Source organism: Streptomyces sp. NBC_00271, assembly GCF_036178845.1.
GTDB lineage: Bacteria > Actinomycetota > Actinomycetes > Streptomycetales > Streptomycetaceae > Streptomyces.
In genome coordinates, this window is record NZ_CP108070.1 from 11,898,802 (window position 1) to 11,913,704 (window position 14,903).

A 14,903-nucleotide genomic window follows, 5' to 3' on the forward strand; every position below is an offset into this window, starting at 1 on the left:
GGGAGGGGGCCGACCGGCACATCCCTCACCTTTGTGAACAGATCGGTGGTGTGCAGTATGCCGGGCGTCGAACAGCCTGCCGGCGCTCCAGACGGCACCTGCGACTTGCTCAATCAGGGCAGCGACCCTCCGCTGGCGCCCGCCCCAAACACGTCCCCCGCCCCCAGGCCGACCTGACCTTCACTCCCGGCGATACCTTCGTGCTCTACACCGACGGCCTCATCGAACGCCGCGGCGAGGACATCGACGCCGACCTCCAACGCCTCGCTGACGCGCTCGCCCGCTATGCCCGCCACAGCCCCGAACACCTCGCCGACTGCTCCGCGCTGGCGCATGCCGCGCGCTTGCTCGTGCAGCTTCGAGGCGTACAGCGATGCGGTCCGGTGCCATGGCTCCGATGGCGCAGAGGTTGGTGGCCAGGGAGGTCGGGCAGGTCGAGGTCGGCCCGCGGGGCGGGCTCTGGTGAGCAGGCCAGTTCGTACTCGCTGAGCCCGCCTGGGAAGGCTGTGCTGTCGCGGATGTGGTGGACGAACCCGTCGTGGAACAAAACGCACACGGGCAGCGCAACCGTCTGTAACGCGCAGCGACAGCTTCGTCTTACTGCCCCTCGTCGGCTCGGCGCGCCGTGCTGAAGCGTCGCTGATGGGCGGCAGGGCTGAGCGACAATTCCCTCACGAAAACTCTCCGCATGCTCTCGTAATTCGGGAATCCGGCAAGGGATGCCGTCTGCGTTGCGGTATGCCCTTGGTCGAGGAGAGCTTTCGCCATGTCGAACCGGATCATCTCCACGTACCGGGCCGGCGTCGTGGACAGCTCGTCATGGAAGAGCCGAGTGAGATGCCGAGGGCTCACATTGAGGTGCTTGGCGAGTTCGCCGAGTGAGTGGTTTCCCCCGGGATTCGCCGTGATCAAGTCGGTGAGTTTACGGAGGGCCGGAGACCGGGGCGGCGGTCCTTGCAGTGGGGCGGAGAACTGCGACTGGCCGCCCGAACGCTGCAGATAGACCACCAGGGCGCGGGCGACGTCGCGGGTGAGATCAGGGCCGTGATCCTCCTCGACTAGTGCCAGTGCCAGGTCGATGCCGGCGGTCACGCCCGCCGAGGTGTAGATGGTGCCGTCACGGACGTAGATCGCGTCGGGTTCGACGCGGCTGGCCCGGCAGCGGGCGGCGAGCTCGTGCGCGACCTTCCAGTGCGTGGTCGCGCGCTTGCCGTCCAGGAGGCCGGCGGCGCCGAGGATGAATGCTCCGGTGCAGATGGACGCGACCCGGCCGGCCCGGCCCGCCAGCGTTCGCGTGGCCTCGATCAGATCACGGGGGACCGGTGTGCGCGGGTAGATGTCCGCGCCGGCCACCAGGAACGTGTCGGGAGCGGGCTCCGTGGCGGCGGCGTCGACCGCGATCCGGATCCCGATGGACGAGGTGACATCGGCACCGGTCGGCGACACCAGAACGATCTTGTAGTCGGCACCGAGCCGGTTCGCTTCCCCGAACACCTCCGCGGGGCCGACGACGTCCAGGAGTTTGACCCCGTCATAGACGAGGATCGCGACCCGATGCGTGGCGGAGCCCACAACCCCGCTGCCCGCCTGTCCGGATTCGGGTGACTCATGGCCGGACCGAGGGAGCGCCGGACGCCGGGTGGTTGGCAGTGTGGAAGACGGACGCACCGTCCATTCGTAACACACCGATATCGGAAGGAGCAGAGGTCATGAGCGAGATCATCGCGGGGGTAGAGATTCCTGAAACGGCGGCGGTCGCCGAGGCCACCCGCCTCATGCAGGAGATGACCAGCCCCCTCCTCTACCACCACTCCCGGCGCGTTTTCGTCTTCGGCGCCATGCATGCTCACAGGCTCGGCCTGGAGCCCGACCCGGAGCTTCTCTACCTGTCCGCCATGTTTCACGACACGGGCCTCTTGACGCCGTTTTCCGACGTGGAGCAGCGCTTCGAGGTCGATGGAGCCGACCATGCACGTAAGTTCATGCTCGACCGTGGTTTCCCGGCCGGGGCTGCCGACGTGGTGTGGACGGCGATCGCGCTGCACACGACCCCGGGAATTCCCGGGCGGATGGGCCCGGAGATCGCTATCACGAATCTGGGGGTTCTGACCGACGTGCTCGGCCTGGGCCTGAACGAGCTGGATCGCAGCCAGGTGGACGAGATCACCGCCGTCCATCCGCGGGGTGACTTCAAGAACGAGTTTTTGCAGGCTTTCGTCGAGGGACTCAAGCACCGCCCGGAGACCACGAACGGAACCGTGAATTCGGATGTGCTGGAGCATTTCATTCCCGGCTTCCAGCGCACGACCACGGTCGAGCGCATCATGGGCGCTCCGTGGCCGAGCTGATCAAAGGCGCCATAAAACGTGATGAGACGTGTGAGTGGCCCTCCCGACGGGCGTCGTCTCGGGCGAGGTGCGGCCTTCGCCGTGCTGGCCTGCGCCACTGTGGTGATGATGGCCACGGCAAGCGCACCGTCACCGATCTATCCGCTGTACCGGGAGCGTTGGGGCCTGTCGGTCACGATGCTGACAGTGATCTTCGCGGTGTATGTCGTGGGTCTGCTCGGCGCCCTGCTGACGGTCGGATCGCTGAGCGACCAGCTGGGTCGCCGCCCGGTGCTGGTCGCCGCCCTTCTGGTGGCGGCGACCAGCACGGCGGTCTTCTGGACGGCCGACGGCGTCGTCTCCCTCCTGATCGCCCGGGTGGTGCAAGGCATCGCTACGGGGACGGCCACGGGCGCTCTTGCCGCCGGACTGGTCGAGCTCTCACCCAAGAGACATCCGCAACTGGGGCCCACCACGACAGCGGTGGGCACGAGTATCGGCATGGCCGCCGGTGCCGGAGTGGTGGGGCTGCTGGTTCAGTCGACCTCACGCCCCGATGCGTATGTCTTTCCCGTCCTGATGCTGACCTTCGTCGTTCTGGCCGCGGTCGTCCTCACGATCCCAGAGACCCTCGCCCCGCACGCGACGGGACTTGCGTCGTTGCGACCGAGCGTCCGGGTTCCTCGGGAAGCCCGGCCGGAGTTCTTCGCCTCCGTTCCCGCCCTGGTCGCGGGGTGGTCCGTCACGGGTCTGTTCCTCGCGCTCACTCCGTCCCTGGTGAGCAATGTCCTGCATGTGCGGTCCGGCGCTGCGGGCGGGCTCAGCATCGCGGCGCTGTTTCTGGCCAACAGCGTGGGCGGGTTGTGGTCCGTTCGGCATACGGCACGGCTCGCCACCTTGCTGGGGGCGGTTCTCCTGGCTCTGGGTGCGTCCGGACTGGCGGTGGCCATCGCTGTTGCGTCGCCGGCCATATACGTGGGCGGATCGGTCATTGCGGGGCTGGGCGTCGGCCTGACGTTCAACGGCAACCTCCGCGCCATCAGCGCGGTCACCACCGCGAAGTCGCGGTCGGAGGTCTTCTCGGCCGTCTACGTGATCAGCTATGCGGCGTTGAGTCTTCCGGCCCTCGCGGCCGGGCTCGCGGCGCCCTCATGGGGGCTGGAGACCACGGGCTATCTGTACGTCGGCTTCGTCGGGGCGCTGTCCTTGGGTGCAGCCCTGCACGCCGGACGATCACGTGCTCGCAGGCCCAGCGGCGATCCGATACGCACGGGCTGGGAAAGCGGACCTCGCAGCGAACGGTCCCGCTGCTGAGCACGCCGTACGTCCCACGCCGACACCATCCCCGAAGCAGCTTGATCAGGACTTACGGCTGCCGTGTCGGAGCGGGTCGGCTCGCTTCCGCGGAGCTGTCTTCGAAGATCCTGAGATCGAAATAGCTACGCTGCATCCGCAAGCTGGAGGAGGTTGCGATCTGTATGGGTGGCCGAGACGGGCCCGGAGGGTCTGAGCTGGAGGACGAGCTCGGAGCCGAATGGGAGACGCACCGGCCCGCGGTCTTCGGCGTGGCCTACCGGCTGCTGGGGACTGTGGCCGATGCCGAGGATGTCACCCAGGACGTGTGGCTGCGGGCGGCCGGAGCGGATCTGCAGGACATCGGTGATCTGCGGGCCTGGCTGGTGACGGTGGCCGCGCGACGGTCGTACGACATTCTCAAGAGCGCCCGTGTCCGCCGGGAGACCTATGTCGGGCCGTGGCTGCCGGAGCCGCTGCTGACAGGGCCGGACGCGTCGCAGCCGGTACTCGTTGACGAGTCCGTCAGTTCGGCGATGCTCCTGATCATGGAGGAGCTGAGTCCGCCGGAGCGGGTGGCCTTCGTCCTGCACGATGTCTTCGGTCTTGGGTTCGGCCGGATCGCCGAGGTGCTGGACGTCTCCGTGCCGGGTGCCCGGCAGCTCGCCTCGCGGGCACGACGGCGGGTGGCCAAGGCGAAGCACTCCACGCCGCAGGCGTCGAAGGCGGAGCGCGAACGGGTCCTCACGGTCTTCCGCGCCGCCTACGAGGCCGGGGACCTGGTCGGCCTGGTCAGGCTCCTGCATCCGGACGCCGTGTATGTCACCGACGGCGGCGGCAAGATCTTGGCGGCACGCAAGCTCATTCACGGCGGCGAGCGCGTCGCCGAGGTCATGGTGCGTACGGGACGCCAGTGGCACCCGGACCGCATCGACTTCGCCGAGGTCGGCGGCGAGCTGGCCCTCGTGTTCCACCGGGAAGGCCGGGTCTACTCCGTCGACACGGTCCAGATCACAGACGGCCTGATCACCGCGTACCGCAGGGTCATGAACCCCGACAAACTCGTGCGCGTCTGAGCTGTCACACGCGGAGGGGCTATCTCGTCTCCCTGCTGAGAACGCACAACGGGCGACGAAGGAATACGCGCGAGCAGGTGAGATCGATCATGCGGCACGGCATACATCCATCTGCAGCCGCTATGAGCCCTGCGCGTGAGTGCGCTGTGCGCTCGGGTCGCCCCTCCCAGTAAGGATCTGTATGCAAGCCATCACTGTGCGAGACCGTGACGCTGGTCTTGCCGGGATGTCCCTGACGGACATTCCCTACCCTCACGCGGCCGAGAACGACGTCATCGTGAGGGTGCACGCCGCCGGCTTCACCCCTGGCGAGCTGGACTGGCCCGCCACGTGGACCGATCGCGCCGGCCGTGACCGGACGCCGAGCGTGCCCGGGCACGAGCTGTCCGGTGTCGTCGTGGAGCTGGGGTACGGCACCACCGGCCTGAGTGTCGGACAGCGGGTGTTCGGCCTGGCCGACTGGACCCGTGACGGCACTCTCGCCGAGTACACCGCGGTGGAGGCCCGCAACCTCGCCCCGCTGCCGGCGGACGTCGACCACACCGTGGCCGTCGCACTGCCCATTTCGGGGCTGACCGCCTGGCAGGGCCTGTTCGACCACGGCCGCCTCACCACAGGCCAGACCGTTCTGATCCATGGTGCCGCGGGCGGCGTCGGCTCGATCGCGGTACAGCTCGCCCGGGAGGCCGGCGCCCGCGTCATCGGCACCGGCCGCGCCTCAGGCCGGGACAGCGCACTCGCACTCGGCGTCGACACCTTCATCGACCTGCAGGCCGAGAAGCTGGAGGACGCCGGCGAGGCCGACGTCGTGTTCGACGTGATCGGCGGCGACATCCTCGACCGCTCGGCCGCCCTCGTCCGGGCCGGTGGCACGCTCGTCTCCATCGTCATGCCGCCCAAGGTCCAGCCCAAGGACGGGCGGGCGGTCTTCTTCGTCGTCGAACCCGACCGCGCCCGGCTCGCCGACCTCGCCACGCGGCTGAGGGACGGCCGGCTCAAGCCGGTCGTCGGTGCTGTGCGGCCCCTCGCCGAGGCAGCCGCCGCGTTCGCCCCCGGCAAGCGCACCCCGGGCAAGACGATCATCCGCGTCACGGAAGACTGAATCAGGAGACCCATCGTGATCGGAATGCGAATCGCCACCGGCTTCCTGGCCGTCGGCACGCTGACGGCGGCCACGGCCTGCTCGACCTCGGACCAGCCCATCCACGCCACGGGCACGACCGCGGCCATGGCATCGCCTGCGGCCATGGCATCGACACGTCCCACCGAAACCCTCAAGCCGCTGCTCCAGCAGGCCCTTCCGAATGTGAAGGGCAAGACGTTCACCTCGGCGATCGTGGACTTCCCGCCTAACGCAAGCGCGATGCCGCACCGGCACGGCCAGGCGTTCGTCTACGCCTACGTCCTCGAAGGCACCGTGCGCAGCCAGCTCGAAGGCAAGCCCGCGACTACCTACCACCAAGGCGAGAACTGGGTCGAGCAGCCGGGCGCCCACCACCTCCTCACCGAGAACACCAGCCGGACCAAACGGGCCAAGCTCCTGGTCGTCTTCGTCTCCAACACCGGAGACAAGCTCAAGATCGACGATCCGAAGTCGTAGCCCCCGGGGCATGCGCGGGGCGGCATCACCCTGTACCACCCCGCCAAAGCACGCCCACTCTCCACCAACGTGCCCAAAGCGCGGCTTATACCACACGAAGGAATCATAGGAACAATTACCGACCCCCAGCGCGTCCACATCGGCGAGCAGCCCCGGCCGCCTACAAGAGCCTCATCGCCCTGTCCTCGGAGGTGGGAGAGACCACCACCGCCGCGGGCCTCGACCCGCTCCTGGTCGAGCTGCTGAGGATCCGCACCTCCCAGATCAACGGCTGCGTCTTCTGCCTGCGCATGCACACCGGCGACGCCCTCAAGAAGGGCGAGAGCCGACCGGATCGCCGGGCAAGCGGCAGTCGGTCCGAGGGGCGCTGCTGCGGTCTCGGCATCCGCTCCGGCGGCCTGCCGCAGTACCTGCAGTGGTTCTGAAGTGATCAACCACTATAAACGCCTTGGCAGAGATCTAGGTCCTCGTACCCGGCAGCGGCCACAGACGCCAGTCGAACAGCAAGTGAAAGACTCCCTGATGGAATACCAGCACACTCGCCCCCTTCATAACCGCGTCGTCATCGTCACCGGAGCCGGTACCGGGATCGGCCGGGCAACGGCGGTCGCGATGGCCGAGGCGGGGGCGCACGTCCTCGGTGTCGGCCGACGCCAGGTGGCCCTGGACGAGACTGCCGCCATGCACCCAGGCATCGCGACTCTCGCTACTGACATTCGCTTGGAGCATGCCCCTGAGCTGATCATCAGTACGGCGATCGACCGATGGAAGCAGCTTGACGTGGTGGTGAACAACGCTGGCGCGACTGCACGTGTCTCGTTCGACGAGGTGACACGCTCGCGCATCACCGACCTGTTCGACCTCAACGTCATTGCCCCTACCATGCTCGCCCAGGCAGCGTTGCCTCACCTGCGCCGCAGCAAGGGCTCGATCATCAACGTCTCCAGCACCTACGGCCATCGCCCCCACCCGGGCGGTGCCCACTACGGGGCGACCAAGGCCGCCCTGGAACAGCTGACGCGTACCTGGGCGGTCGAGCTGGCCAAGGACGGGATCAGAGTCAATGCCATTGCCCCCGGTCCGACCGAGAGCGAGGCTCTGTCCGTCAGCGGGCTCACGGAGGAGGAAGTGATGGCGGTCAAGAAAGAGCAGGCATCCCGGATCCCTCTGGGAAGGAGGGGACACCCGAAGGAAGTAGCGACCTGGCTCGTCCGCTTCGCAGATCCCACCGCGACGTGGCTGACGGGCCAGATTCTCACAATCGACGGAGGCCTCGAACTCATATGAATACGCTCTTTCGGTGGTCCACCGGGCATCAGGCCTCAACAGATATGGGAAAGCTGCGGCGATCTCGTCCACCTCGCCCGTGAGTGACAGCGTGTGTGCTGGTACGGCCCAGACGGTCGTGTGGCTGACCAGGTTGCCCTCACCGTCCCAGGACCACTCCTCACAGGTGCCGTCGGGCAGTTCCCACCAGGCGGGCTCGCCCTCGACCGTCCAGCCCTGCCGAAGAGTCCCGCCCAGGGCATCGGTGGCCTCGGTGATGCGGCCGAAGGCGTCCCGTACGAAGATCACACGGACACCGTCCGGTGCCGTGAGGGAAACCGGCAGACCGACGGATTTCGTCCCTGTCCCCGTGGCTCCTCCGGCAGCGTCGCGGATAGCCGACACATGACCGTATTCGTCAGTTTCGTACTCGGTGCGGAAGCCGTCGGGTTCGGTGACAGCGGTCAGATTGCCACGCGCGTCGTACTCGTAGCGACGCGTACGACCGCCGCGTGGACTTTCCCGTGCGGTGGGCGGCACGGGAAGCCCGTACGGCCACGACACCCTCACCTACGGCCAGTCCCGTCCCCAGGCCGAGCCCCGCCCGGGGGGAAGCAGACCGGCAGGCGGTGGAGCTGATCCCGTCGCAGATGGCTGCGCCGGCCCCGATCGAGGCGGCCCGTGTCCGTCGTCGCCGCGAATCAGAGGCCGCCCGGGCTCTTGCGGTGCGGCGGGCCCGGCACGTCGGCTGTTGCTGCCGAGCCTGCCCCGCTGCGTACGACGGCGTGAGCACATCGATCATCTGTGAGACCAACGGCCCGGGTGGCAGGATGAGTTGGGACGAAAGGCGGGGTTTCGTGCGTGGTGACAGGCGGCAGATTCAAACGGCGGTCCTGGGCGGAGCGGACTCGGAGGAGCCGCTGATCCTGCTGCTGGAGGCGATCGAGCTGGACGCCTTCCGCCGCCGTCACGAGCTCGACACGTTCTGGTGCGGGCTGCTACTCGGCGGCTGCGGCCTTCAGCTGACCACCAAGCTGTACACCGACCGGGTCTGCCACTTTGCCCACCACCCGGGCCCTGACGGGCACCCTCACCTGTGCGGCCGTCGCGCCCGTGGGGTGAACAGCGCCGACCACCTGTACGTGAAGTCCGCGGCCGCGGCTTGGCTTCACGGCCGGGGCGAGCAGGCCCGTTTCGACTTCGCCCAGCCCGACGGAGCGCCGATCGGCTCCGTGGTGGACATTCAGTTACGACGCGGCGGGCTGCGCGTGCATCTGGACCAGGCGGTGATGCCGGAGTGGGACGCGGACAGCGAGCCGGTGCTGGGCATGCCGGTGCCCGTGGACCGGGACATGCTGATCCGCCGCTGGTACGTCCACCGCATCCGTCTGGACAGCGAGAGCACTGTGATTCCGAGGTTCGTAGTTGGTGTGGTGTGGGTGGCCTGAGCTGTGGTGTTGGGACTTCCTTGAGAAGGGAGCGGGCGCTTGCGGGATGCTCCGGCGGGTGGTGACGAGGCTTCTGACCTGCGGTTGTTGGGGGTCTGTTGATAAGGGTGGTGTGGTGTTGGTGGTGGTTTCTAGTACCTAATGGACCGATGCGTGTTCATGCTGCTCAGGGGCTTGCTGTGTGGTCGGGATGGGCGGGTGGGGCCGTGGAGCAGGTCGGTCAGCGAGGCCGCGAGGACGGGGACGTCGTGCACGAAGCGGAACGACCTTAGGCCCCTGGCGGCCGCGCGCAGGGCACTGATCCGGTTCTCGATGCCGGTGGGGTCGGTGCCGTCCAGCCGGAATCGGGTGGTGGACCTCGCAGATCCAGTTCAGCGGTCGGCACGGGGCGCCGTGGCGGCGGGCATCGGTGAGGAAGGCGAGCGCGGTCTCGGTCACGGCCAGCGTGTGAGCGGCCTGGAGGCGTATGGCGGTCGGATCGGACACCCCCCCGTGAGAGGCCGGCGCCCGCGTATCTCGGGCCATTCGGCAACGAGTTGCACGTCGTACTGGGTGGGGAACCATACCCGGATGCGTCCGGCCTGCAGCAGGGTGATGCGGTTCGACCAGATCTTCTTCCCGCAGCCGGGCCAGTCGTCGGCGGGTCGCTCGATGTGCATCCCCGAGGCGATCATCCAGTGCAACTGCTCCGGTACGGCCATCCGGTACTGCGTCAATTCTGGGTGGCTGTGGAACGATCAGGGTGTAGTCCGGCGTGTCCTTGGGACGGTCAGCTCTCCGGTGGGGGCGCTGGCCTGGGCCGGCCGATAGGGGTGGCACCGGTGCCACAGGCGCAGGACCGTGAGGTTCCTCTGGAGCGGTTGTCCGGGCAACACTCCGACCCGGCCGACCTTGACAGGCGGCAGCGGATTTTGAGCCGCCTGCGCCGGTTCGGCCCCGGGCCCGCGGGCTGGTACGCCGATATCTGCACCCTGCTGGATGAGGATCTGCCGCTGCGTTCGACCGGGATGCTGGTCTCGCACCTGTTCCGGGAGCTGGAGAGCGCCCTCCGCGAGGTCCTTCTGCCCGATGCCACCCGGAATGACCCGACCAAGGAGCGACGGCACCTGTTCGAAGTGAAGGGTGTGCTGGACTGGCTGGGCATCCCGACCGACAGCCCCGCGGGCGTCGTCTGGTTGGCAGAGGCGACGAAACTGCACGGTTACGCGCACCGGGTCCGTATGGAACAGACGCCGATGGACTCAGCGGTCCGTGTGCGCCTGGCCGATCTGGAGGACATGCTCGATGTGGTGCTCGACCGCTTCGAGACCCGCTACGTCGCCGTGCTGCAGCGTTTGGAGACCCTGGCTGCCGTCCGCGAGCCGGCCAAGGCCCATGTGAAGCTGCTCCTGAATGCCTTCCCCCAGGACTACTTGACCCAGGAACGCTTTTTCGGACTGCTGGACGCCCCCCGGTGGCTGCCGCACCTGCGCGAGTACGGATTCTTCAGTACGCCGCCGGCACCGGAAACTGACGATGAAGCGCGCACGGTGGTCTTTCCCGCCTGGCCGGCCTCAACGTATCTGGTGCGGATGACCAGTGTTGCCCCAGCAGGCGCGGCAGCAATTGCCGAGCAGATCCCGTCGACGGATAACCCGCGGGTCAACCTCGATCTTGTGGAGGTGGCACTCCTGCTGCCCCCCGCGGACGCGGCGCGTCTGGTGCCGCGGGCGGTGGAAGCGATCCGTGGCCCCTACCTGATCGCCCCGGACCGTTACGCCCAACTCGCAGTCCACTGCGCTCAGGGCGGCCACACCGAGCAGGCTCTGGCGGTGATGGCCGCGCTCCTGCAGGCCGCTCAGCACGGTGGCCGGATCGACGACTACGATCTCCAGGAGATTCTGCGTACGCACAATGTCGCCTTGGCCCGTCACCTGGGGGCGGCTTGGTTGGAGGCGTTGACCGGCAGCCTGGCAAGCACGCTCCTTGCCACCGGAATGGACCCTGACCGCGCCGGCGGGGAGGACCTGTCCAGGGTGTGGTACCCGGTGCTGGACCCGGGCCACGGGGGGATGCGCTCTGATGACCGTGCCCTGTTCACCGAGGCGGTCCGCGACACGGCCGACCATCTTGCGGCCACGGACATCCGCCGGGTCCTTTCCATCCTGGAGTCTCAGCCGTGGCTGGTCTTCCGCAGGCTCCGCCTGCATATTCTCCAGCGTCACGGTGCCAACGCCCCGGACGTGGTGGAGAGCATTCTGACGGATCTTGACCAGATTGCTGCCGCCCGGTCGCAGCGTGAGTGGGCACTCTTGGCGCGCGCCTGCGCCAGCTCGCTGGGCCCGGCCGCGCTCGAAGGGGTACTGGCCGTCATCGACGCCGGGCCGGACACCGAACGGTTCGTAGAGCGGTTCCGCAGCACTTCCGGTGGTGCGGAACCGCCGGAGCAGTACGTCGAGCAGTGGGCGGGCGCCTGGCAGCGAGACCGCTATGCCGCACTGGCCGATGCCCTGCCCGAGCAGCAGCTGCGGCGCTACCGAGAGTTGTGCGACAGCCTCGGTCCGGCACCGTCGCTGGACACGATTCCCCAGCCTCTGGCCTGGTCGGCGGCCGAAGAGGAGGGTTCGCCGGAGAACCTGGCTGCGATGACGGCCACCGGCCTGATCAGCCACGCCCGGAAGTTCCAGCCCACACCGACCCGGTTCGGCACGAACGCCGAGGCCTTCTGCAGTCAGCTGCAAGCTGCCGTGACCAGCCAGGCCCTCGTCTACCAGGAGGACGCCCCGCAGTTCGCCGAGTTGGCTGATGATCACCTCGCCGCCGTCCTCGACGGATTCCGTACGGCTGTTCAGGCTGGCCAGCAACTCAGCTGGGACACCATCCTCCCGCTCGTACAGTCGGCTACCGGCCGCCCTCATACCTCCGACACCGGCGCCCTGCACCTGGCCGTCGCCCGGTTTGTGCTGGCGGGACTGGCGCTGCAGAACACCCAGCAGATCCCCACCCTGCTCGGCGACGCACTGTGGGACGTACTCGAGTCGGTCTGGAGCGCCGCCAGGTCACCACAAGACGACCTTGACGACGACCAGCAGTCTGTTTGGGACGAGAGTTTGGAAACAGCCTTGCGAGCCGCCGTCGCGTGGGCACTGTGGCGTCGCGAACACGGCGCTGCCTTCCAGGTGCTGTTCACCGCCTTGGACACCCTGCTGCTGGACGCGGCTGGCACGCCCGCTGCCCCGGGCGCCAGCTCCGTCGGTCGGACCGTCGGATCCTTGATCACCCGACTCGATGCTCTCGACCCGGCGTGGATGCGACGCCGAATCGAGGTCCTGTTCAACCTCGACACCGCACTGGGCCGTGCCAGCTGGATGGCCCACCTGAGCACCTCATCGCTCACCGAGTCCGTCGTGAGCCTCCTCATGGATATCTACCGCACCGCAGCACGCACACCCGCAGTGGACGGTCAGGATCACCGGGACTTGAACCGGCGGCTGGGTGATCACCTCATGGCCATCTATCTGGCAGGTCTGCTCGGACTGGACGACGAGAGCACCATGGCCGACTACCTGTACTCCTCACCCGTGGTTGCTGTTCAGCTCGCTTCGTTCTTGAGCGAGGTCGTCCATGACCGCGACCTGCCACCAGATACCCGCGACCGCATCATGCAGTGGTGGACCTGGCGCCTGACCGCTCGGGACGACAACGCGCATGGACCTGCACCGCAACCCGACGAGATCCACGCCCTGATCGGCCCGCTGGCCCGCAATGACGCCTTCCCGGTCACCTGGCGCCTGCAGCAGCTGAGCGTTGCCCTCGAGACGACCGGAAGCCTCGGCCGTGACCGACGCGTCTACTCTTTCCTGGCCGAAGCGGCCACCGGCTACCTGGGACCAGTCCTGGACCTGGTGCACAGATGGGTCGCCACGCTGGACATGTACGACTACGCCCCACGGATCAGGGAGAGCGACATCCGCGCCGTTCTGCTGGCCGGACTTGCCTCTCCTGAGTACCAGGAACTGGCCCGCGACATCATCAACCGAGCCACCTACCGCGGGCACTACCAATTCGCACCCCTGCTCACGGACACCGATGACCAGCCCGGCCCGTCCTGAACCAACCCACCAGCAGAGCGGTCCCTGCCGCGCCGAGGGCTTCCGGCGTCTAAAGGACCGGTGCGGGTTTGTGCTGGTCAGCGGCTTGGCGCGGGGTCGGGTCTGCCGGTCCAGTACAGGGCGGTGTCGATGTCGCGTGCGGTCCAGCTGTCGGCGTGTGGTCCGCGGTGTTGGAGGAGGTCGTCGAGGAGTTGCAGGTAGCGGCCGTAGCGTCCCGGCGAGGGGGTGAGGGTGAGACCGAGGGTGTCGAGGGCGTGTTGGACACGGCTGTCGTAGACGGCCATCCGCTGTGGTGCTGCTGCGGTGAGGATGGCTGAGGCGAGGGCGTCGCCGGTGCGGAAGCCGGGCAGTTCCCAGATGATGCCGCGCCCTGTGCGGGCGGCCTCGCTGCGCGGGAGGGTGGTGTCGCGGACTGCGGTGACGGCCCGCTCGGTGACTGCTCGCACGTGGATGTCGGGCAGGGACATCAGTTCTGTCACCCAACGGGTTTGTGCGGAGAGCCGTTTCCAGACCACCAGGGCTGCGATGTCCGTCTTGCCGAGGCTGCCTGCGCGCTCGGTTCGCTGCGCGACGTCGTGGAAGACCTCGTCGTAGTGCGGTGAGACGTCTGCCAGGTAGCTGGCGCGGGCGGGGATCAGGACGTCCCATGCCCGGCTGCGGACAGCAGCGGACTCTTCCTGGGCCGGTGTGCCCGTCGTCTTCTTCACGTCCGCATCATGCCGTTGTCGCTGTTCGTCGGGTGTGGGGTCGGTTTGCTTCTTCGGCGAGGTGGTCGAGCTGGATGGCTTCGAGGGCTTTCTTGGTGATGCGTTCGGTGCCGTCGCAGATGGCGGTGATGGCGGCTTGGCGGATGAGGCGGGCGAGGCTGCCGATGCGGCCGGCGGTGCGCTGGTGGAGGTAGGAGGCGTGGCGGGGGAGTGTGCCGGGTGGGTGCCGGTTCAGGTCGAGGGCGTTCTCCATGTCGGTGATGAGGTCGGTGAAGGGCCGGGTCTGGCCGTGGCGGGCGGGGAGGGGGCCGCAGGTGATGAGGCTGGCGCGGCCGGCGAGTTGGGCGCCGCGGACTCCGGCGAACAGCGGGGTTGAGGCGACGTCAATGCCGGTGTAGACGAAGGTCGCTCTGATGCGTTCGGTGAGGTCTTTGAGCAGGTCGGCGGCTTCCGCGCCGGTGGTCGTGCGCGGGTTGAGGCGGTGGATCTCGTCGATGAGGACCAGGCGGACGCCGGCGGCGGTGTAGGTGTGGCAGACGGCCTCGGTGATCTGGGTCTGGGTCATGCGGGTGGTGACGGGGATGCCGAGGTAGTGGGCGAATTCGGTGGCGAGGGTCTTGGCGGTGGCGCCGGGCGGCACCAGCAGGTATGCGACCGGTATCTGCTGGTGGGTGCGTCCGGGCGGGGCGGGGTGTTTGCGGGTGTGGGCGAGGTGGCAGGTGCGCCCGACTTCGAGGAGGGCGGTCGTTTTTCCGGCCGCGGCGGGGCCGGTGACGATCAGTGAGGGGCGGGCGGTGGTCTGCTGGTGGCGGCCGAGGATCATCAGGGTGCGGACCTGGGTGGCGAGGGTGTCGATGGCGGGGGTGCGGACGGTGACGAACGCGGAGTGGTAGGCGAGGCGTTCTTCCGTGCTGCGGGGCGCATCGCCGGGCTTGGGCGGGGTTTGGGGCGGGGTGCTGGCGAAGTGCTGCCAGCCCTGCCAGGTGGTGATCGGCCACTGCGGTTCGGCCTCGTGGACGTCGGGCCACGGGGCGTCGGCGGTGCGGACAGGCTGGCCTGCCGAGCTGGGGGTGTGGCTGGCGGTGGTGATGTGCG

General features: G+C 68.1%; 14 protein-coding genes. 10 read left to right on the plus strand and 4 right to left on the minus strand.

What is annotated here, in order from left to right; genetic code table 11:
- Positions 1-50 precede the first annotated feature (50 nt).
- On the plus strand, positions 51-632 hold the full coding sequence (locus OG798_RS57005; RefSeq protein WP_413253632.1) for a SpoIIE family protein phosphatase: 582 nt from the start codon (positions 51-53) through the stop codon (positions 630-632).
- Here OG798_RS57005 and OG798_RS54640 read toward each other — a convergent pair.
- Positions 598-1,572, minus strand: coding sequence for a GlxA family transcriptional regulator (locus OG798_RS54640; protein WP_267059676.1), 975 nt, complete (start codon positions 1,570-1,572; stop codon positions 598-600). The genes OG798_RS57005 and OG798_RS54640 overlap by 35 nt on opposite strands.
- Before the next feature lie 137 nt (positions 1,573-1,709).
- On the opposite strand from OG798_RS54640, the gene OG798_RS54645 reads away from it, so the two are divergent.
- From OG798_RS54645 to OG798_RS54685, 8 genes are all read left to right on the plus strand, one after another.
- Positions 1,710-2,348 (plus strand): HD domain-containing protein, encoded by a 639-nt coding sequence (locus OG798_RS54645; protein WP_267059674.1) that lies wholly within the window; start codon positions 1,710-1,712, stop codon positions 2,346-2,348.
- A 30-nt stretch (positions 2,349-2,378) separates the two neighbouring features.
- Positions 2,379-3,641: an MFS transporter gene (locus OG798_RS54650; protein ID WP_267059672.1), complete on the plus strand. Its 1,263-nt coding sequence runs from the start codon at positions 2,379-2,381 to the stop codon at positions 3,639-3,641.
- Between the two features lie 164 nt (positions 3,642-3,805).
- A complete protein-coding gene (sigJ, locus tag OG798_RS54655; protein WP_328755785.1) occupies positions 3,806-4,696 on the plus strand; it encodes an RNA polymerase sigma factor SigJ in 891 nt (296 codons plus the stop codon).
- A gap of 181 nt (positions 4,697-4,877) precedes the next feature.
- Positions 4,878-5,798, plus strand: coding sequence for an NADP-dependent oxidoreductase (locus OG798_RS54660; protein WP_328755784.1), 921 nt, complete (start codon positions 4,878-4,880; stop codon positions 5,796-5,798).
- A gap of 24 nt (positions 5,799-5,822) precedes the next feature.
- Positions 5,823-6,296, plus strand: coding sequence for a cupin domain-containing protein (locus OG798_RS54665; protein ID WP_319753020.1), 474 nt, complete (start codon positions 5,823-5,825; stop codon positions 6,294-6,296).
- Positions 6,297-6,487: 191 nt separating this feature from the next.
- Positions 6,488-6,721 (plus strand): carboxymuconolactone decarboxylase family protein, encoded by a 234-nt coding sequence (locus OG798_RS54670; protein ID WP_328755783.1) that lies wholly within the window; start codon positions 6,488-6,490, stop codon positions 6,719-6,721.
- A gap of 97 nt (positions 6,722-6,818) precedes the next feature.
- On the plus strand, positions 6,819-7,583 hold the full coding sequence (locus OG798_RS54675) for an SDR family NAD(P)-dependent oxidoreductase (RefSeq protein ID WP_328755782.1): 765 nt from the start codon (positions 6,819-6,821) through the stop codon (positions 7,581-7,583).
- An 836-nt stretch (positions 7,584-8,419) separates the two neighbouring features.
- A complete protein-coding gene (locus OG798_RS54685) occupies positions 8,420-9,010 on the plus strand; it encodes a hypothetical protein (RefSeq protein ID WP_328755781.1) in 591 nt (196 codons plus the stop codon).
- A 138-nt stretch (positions 9,011-9,148) separates the two neighbouring features.
- Here OG798_RS54685 and OG798_RS57010 read toward each other — a convergent pair whose 3' ends face one another.
- On the minus strand, positions 9,149-9,838 hold the full coding sequence (locus tag OG798_RS57010) for a replication-relaxation family protein (protein ID WP_443054173.1): 690 nt from the start codon (positions 9,836-9,838) through the stop codon (positions 9,149-9,151).
- On the opposite strand from OG798_RS57010, the gene OG798_RS54695 reads away from it, so the two are divergent.
- Positions 9,832-13,101: a hypothetical protein gene (locus OG798_RS54695; protein WP_328755779.1), complete on the plus strand. Its 3,270-nt coding sequence runs from the start codon at positions 9,832-9,834 to the stop codon at positions 13,099-13,101. The two genes, OG798_RS57010 and OG798_RS54695, sit on opposite strands and share 7 nt — an antisense overlap.
- A 77-nt stretch (positions 13,102-13,178) precedes the next feature.
- On the opposite strand, the gene OG798_RS54700 is transcribed toward OG798_RS54695, so the two are convergent.
- Positions 13,179-13,808 carry a hypothetical protein gene (locus OG798_RS54700; protein ID WP_328755778.1) on the minus strand — a complete coding sequence of 210 codons (630 nt, stop codon included), beginning with the start codon at positions 13,806-13,808 and terminating at the stop codon, positions 13,179-13,181.
- 7 nt (positions 13,809-13,815) lie between these two features.
- Positions 13,816-14,799 carry a TniB family NTP-binding protein gene (locus OG798_RS54705; protein ID WP_328759957.1) on the minus strand — a complete coding sequence of 328 codons (984 nt, stop codon included), beginning with the start codon at positions 14,797-14,799 and terminating at the stop codon, positions 13,816-13,818.
- Positions 14,800-14,903 lie beyond the last annotated feature (104 nt).

Coding starts and splice junctions, on each gene's coding strand:
- sigJ (WP_328755785.1), top strand. CDS start 3,806: ATGGGTGGCCGAGACGGGCCCGGAGGGTCTGAGCTGGAGGACGAGCTC.
- OG798_RS54665 (WP_319753020.1), top strand. CDS start 5,823: ATGCGAATCGCCACCGGCTTCCTGGCCGTCGGCACGCTGACGGCGGCC.
- OG798_RS54645 (WP_267059674.1), top strand. CDS start 1,710: ATGAGCGAGATCATCGCGGGGGTAGAGATTCCTGAAACGGCGGCGGTC.
- OG798_RS54660 (WP_328755784.1), top strand. CDS start 4,878: ATGCAAGCCATCACTGTGCGAGACCGTGACGCTGGTCTTGCCGGGATG.
- OG798_RS54675 (WP_328755782.1), top strand. CDS start 6,819: ATGGAATACCAGCACACTCGCCCCCTTCATAACCGCGTCGTCATCGTC.